We start from the raw sequence: 3,937 nt of genomic DNA on the forward strand, positions 1-3,937 counted from the left end.
CACTAGAAAACATGGACTTGCTAGTGTCCTCATCGATTCCGAAGTTCGCCAAAGCCAGCCGCAAGCGCTTGCGAACTTCGGAATCGGGACACTAGGCGCCCAGCCGGGTTATGCTGGGCGTCGAGTCTTGGGGCGCGGCATGAACGGCCAGATCGACTGGAGCGAGCTCTTCTTCTCCGCTGCGGGCCGCGCGCCGCGCGCGCCCTCGTGGATCGCCGCGGCCATCCTGCTGGCCATAGCCGCGCTCTACGAGGCCGTGGTCGGGCCGGCCCTGCACTGGCTGACCGGCTGGTTCGTCTATCCGGTGCTGTTCTATTGCGGCGCCTGCGTGCTCTCCAAGCGCCTGCACGACCGCGGCCGCTCCGGCTGGTGGGCGGCGCTGGTGCTGGTGGCCACGGTCGCGGTCTGGCCGCAGCCCAACAGCTTCTTCGACTTCTTCTTCAGTCTGGTGCTGATCTGGGCCGCCGTGGACCTGGGCGCCATGCCGGGGGAGGGGGGGACCAACCGCTATGGCCCAAACCCGCTGCGCCCGGCTGTCGCGGCCTGAGCTCCGAAGGCGGTTAGCGCCGGTGGTGGCTGGGGTCGAAGTCGCCGCCCAGCATCGGGCTCCAATGGTCGGGACCTTCAGGGTTGTCCGGATGCGGCCAGCGCTTGCCGAACGCCTTCATCTGCGTATCGAGGTCCTGCAGCCGCTCCAGGTTGGCGTCGCGCCGCGCCGGCGGCTGGGCGTCGTGGTAGTCGGCGATGCGGACGAGCAGGCGGCTGAACCAGAGGTCCTCGACGGTTTCCGGCGCATGCGGCTCTTCGAGCAGGCGCTCGACCTCGCTGAGCGCATGCTCGAACTCGGCCTCGGTCCGTAGTGGCGGTGGGTTCACGCTGGCCATGGCGGCTACTCCGTTCACGTCCCCAAAAAGAAACGCCGAAGCTTGGCCTTCGTTCCTGAATCCGGCCGAGGCCAGGGGCTCAGCGTCGCACGAAACAGGCCTGCCCGCGAGCCTTCAGCTTTTCGCAGAATTGGACGGCGTCGGCCCCTGTGGCGAAGCCTGATATCAGCGCCCGGTGCACGGTCTTGCCAGCCACCTGGGCGGTGGCGACGTCGGCAGTCAGGCCGGACAGCAGATCGGGGGACTGTTTCTTGAAGCGCGCCAGCAGGCCCTTGGCGTCCGGCAGGCTCGGCGAGGCGGCGATCTGGACGCTGACTGACCCGCCGGCCGTCACCGCCTTCGCAGGCTCAGGCGCCGGCGCGGGCGCCGCGGTAGGGGCCTTCGCGGGCTTGGCCGGGTCCGGCGTCTTGGTGGCGAGCTTGAGGCGGCCGCCCACCAGGGGCCGGCGGAAGTCGCGGTCGCAGAGCGCGCGGATCACGGCGCCGAGCGGGGCGTTGGGCGTCGGATTGACGAAGGCGGTGTCCGCCGGCCGCAGGACCTTGGCGTCCGAACGCAGGTCACGGCTGCGAAAGCCGGTCATGGTCCCCAGTCGCACCGCGCGGCGGTTGCAGTCCACCTCCACCGGGATCGACCAGGAGGCGATGCCGTCATGTGACTCGATCTCCGGGTTCATGGCTTCGGAGTTGATGCTGGCCAGGAAGCCGCGCGGCTCGCCGGTCGGCGTGACCGCGACCACCGCGGTGACCGCCGAGGGGCTGATGTCGACCACCTGGGCCGGCGAGATCGGCGTGTCGCTTTGCAGCCAGGCGGCCACGTCGGGAAGGGCCCTCGACCGCGGATAGCTGAGGGCGGTGGTCTGGGCCGCGCCAGGCGCCGCCGCGGCGAGCGCCAGCGCGGCCGAGAGGCCGAGCGCCGCGACGCGGAAAAGGTCGCTGTTGGTCATGTGGCCCGGCCTCCCCCGATTCGTCCGTTCCCTGAACCCACTGCCTAACCCGGCGGCGAGGCGTCCGCCACCGGACCGAACACCTGGGCGAAGGTCGCCCTCAGCGCCGCGTCGGCCTCGTCCATGGTGACGCGCAGGCCGAGGTCCACGAGGCTGGTCACCCCGTGGTCGGTGACGCCGCAGGGAACGATGCCGCTGAAATGGCCCAGGTCGGGCTCGACGTTGAGGGAAATCCCATGGAACGACACCCAGCGGCGGAGTTTCACACCGATCGCGGCGATCTTGTCCTCGCGGGGCGGCAGTCCGGCCGCGCGCCGCTCGACCCAGACCCCGACGCGCCCCGGCCGCACCTCGCCGACGACGTTGAAGCGTCCCAGCGCCCCGACCACCCAGGCCTCCAGCGCGGTCACGAAGGCGCGGACGTCGCGCTCCCGCCGGGTGAGGTCGAGCATCACATAGGCTACTCGCTGGCCGGGGCCGTGGTAGGTAAACTGGCCGCCGCGGCCGCTTTGGAATACCGGGAACCGGTCGGGCTCGAGCAGGTCCGCGGGCCTGGCCGAAACCCCGGCAGTGTAGAGCGGCGGATGCTCCAGCAGCCAGACCAGCTCGCCCGCGCGGCCCTCGGCGATGGCGGCGGCGCGCGCCTCCATGGCGGCCACGGCGTCTGGATAGGCGACCGGCGCCTTCGAAACCGCCCATCCGACGCTCGCGCGGTCGGCCCGGCCGAAAATCGGCGCGTCGGTCGCAGGATTTAACGTGCGGTCAAGCATGTCGCGGCCAATGTGGGCGCTGGGCTGGCCATGCGCAAAGCCCGTGTGAAGTCGGGGGCGTTCTGCGTGAGCCAGGTCAAGGCGGTCAATGTTGAAATTCAGGTGGTGCTGGGGCGCTCGACGCTCCCCATGCAGCAGCTGCTGCGCATGGGCCGCGGCGCGGTGATCCCGCTCGACGCCGGCGTCAACGACGAGGTCTGGATCCTCGCCAACAACCACCCCGTCGCCCGCGGCGAAATCCAGATCAACGATGAGAAGATATCCATCGCCGTGACCCGCGAGGCCAACGTCTATGACTTCATGGCCGGCGGGCAGTAGACCGAGGGACGGAGCGTTTCCCGGTGAGCGTGGAACATGCTCGCCGATCGGGAAGAGCGACCAAGCAAAAGACGTGGAGCGCCATTTCGACTCGAATCGAAATGGGACAAGCTCCACGGCAGGCGTTTTCGCCGCCCTTCACAAAGCCTCCGCCGTTTGCTACCCCCCGCGGCTCACCACGAGCGGTCGTGGCGGAATTGGTAGACGCGCAGCGTTGAGGTCGCTGTGGGGCAACCCGTGGAAGTTCGAGTCTTCTCGACCGCACCAGTGAATCCAAGGTCCTTCAATCTTTCAGGAAAAAAGCGCTTCGACATAAGCCAGGGAGGTCCGCATGAGCCGCGAAACGGACGACCTTGAGCTAAACGAGCGACCTGAAGCCGAAGAGGACCTGGAAGACCTCGCGCTTGGCGAGGACTACTCCCTAAACCCGGCCTATGTGCCGATGGTCGCCGACGCGCTCGACCGCGGCGACACCGAGCGGCTGCGCGAGCTCTTGGGGGCCCTGCACCCGGCCGACATCGCCGACCTGATGGGCTTCCTGTCGGCCGACGACCGCGAGGAGTTGGTCCCGCACCTCGATCCCGAGACCCTGGCCGAGGTGCTCTCCGAGCTCGACACCGAGATCCGCGAGGAGATCCTCGAGCACGTGCCTTCGGCGGTCCTGGCCAAGGCGCTGGGCGAGATGGAGAGCGACGACGCCGCCGACGTCGTCGACGACCTGGAAGCCAACAAGCGCGCCCAGGTGCTGGCCGCCATGCCCGACCTGGAGCGGGCGGCCATTGAGAACACCCTGGCCTACGAGGACGAGACCGCCGGGCGGCTGATGCAGCGCGAGGTGGTGGCCGCGCCGCAGTTCTGGACCGTCGGCCAGACCATCGACCACCTGCGCCGCGAAAGCGACGAGCTGCCGGAGCTGTTCTTCGACGTCTATGTGGTCGACCCGGCCTACAAGCCCGTCGGCGCCGCGCCTGTCAGCCACCTGCTGCGCAGCCGTCGCGAAACGCCGCTGGCGCAGATCATGG

At 69.0% G+C, this 3,937-nt stretch carries 5 protein-coding genes, 1 tRNA gene and 1 pseudogene; 4 read left to right on the plus strand and 3 right to left on the minus strand.

Annotated elements, in window-relative coordinates:
- Window positions 1-139 precede the first annotated feature (139 nt).
- Window positions 140-547, plus strand: a complete 408-nt coding sequence (locus JWP28_RS19205; protein WP_299545465.1) for a DUF805 domain-containing protein — start codon at window positions 140-142, stop codon at window positions 545-547.
- Between the two features lie 13 nt (window positions 548-560).
- On the opposite strand, the gene JWP28_RS19210 is transcribed toward JWP28_RS19205, so the two are convergent.
- The 3 genes from JWP28_RS19210 to lipB all read right to left on the minus strand — a co-directional run bounded on the left by JWP28_RS19210 (window position 561) and on the right by lipB (window position 2,597).
- Complete coding sequence (locus JWP28_RS19210) at window positions 561-884, minus strand: hypothetical protein (RefSeq protein WP_299545466.1); 324 nt, start codon at window positions 882-884, stop codon at window positions 561-563.
- A 79-nt stretch (window positions 885-963) separates the two neighbouring features.
- The gene (locus JWP28_RS19215) at window positions 964-1,827 is read right to left on the minus strand and encodes an SPOR domain-containing protein (protein WP_299545467.1); all 864 of its coding nucleotides are present in this window, start codon (window positions 1,825-1,827) and stop codon (window positions 964-966) included.
- 44 nt (window positions 1,828-1,871) lie between these two features.
- Window positions 1,872-2,597 carry a lipoyl(octanoyl) transferase LipB gene (lipB, locus tag JWP28_RS19220; RefSeq protein WP_299545468.1) on the minus strand — a complete coding sequence of 242 codons (726 nt, stop codon included), beginning with the start codon at window positions 2,595-2,597 and terminating at the stop codon, window positions 1,872-1,874.
- 30 nt (window positions 2,598-2,627) lie between these two features.
- Here lipB and JWP28_RS19225 point away from each other — a divergent pair, with 30 nt between their 5' ends.
- From JWP28_RS19225 to JWP28_RS19235, 3 genes and pseudogenes are all read left to right on the plus strand, one after another.
- Window positions 2,628-2,915 (plus strand): FliM/FliN family flagellar motor switch protein, encoded by a 288-nt coding sequence (locus JWP28_RS19225; protein WP_299545469.1) that lies wholly within the window; start codon window positions 2,628-2,630, stop codon window positions 2,913-2,915.
- Window positions 2,916-3,097: 182 nt separating this feature from the next.
- Window positions 3,098-3,182: transfer RNA gene (locus tag JWP28_RS19230), tRNA-Leu, on the plus strand.
- Between the two features lie 64 nt (window positions 3,183-3,246).
- A pseudogene (locus JWP28_RS19235) lies at window positions 3,247-3,937 on the plus strand (magnesium transporter); the annotation flags it as partial.

Origin of the sequence: Phenylobacterium sp., from assembly GCF_028290885.1 — a bacterium.
GTDB lineage: Bacteria > Pseudomonadota > Alphaproteobacteria > Caulobacterales > Caulobacteraceae > Phenylobacterium.

What these genes read in the sequence shown, in the direction of transcription:
- JWP28_RS19225 (WP_299545469.1), top strand. Translation starts at nt 2,628, where the DNA reads ATGCGCAAAGCCCGTGTGAAGTCGGGGGCGTTCTGCGTGAGCCAGGTC.
- JWP28_RS19215 (WP_299545467.1), bottom strand. Translation starts at nt 1,827, where the DNA reads ATGACCAACAGCGACCTTTTCCGCGTCGCGGCGCTCGGCCTCTCGGCC.
- lipB (WP_299545468.1), bottom strand. Translation starts at nt 2,597, where the DNA reads ATGCTTGACCGCACGTTAAATCCTGCGACCGACGCGCCGATTTTCGGC.
- JWP28_RS19205 (WP_299545465.1), top strand. Translation starts at nt 140, where the DNA reads ATGAACGGCCAGATCGACTGGAGCGAGCTCTTCTTCTCCGCTGCGGGC.
- JWP28_RS19210 (WP_299545466.1), bottom strand. Translation starts at nt 884, where the DNA reads ATGGCCAGCGTGAACCCACCGCCACTACGGACCGAGGCCGAGTTCGAG.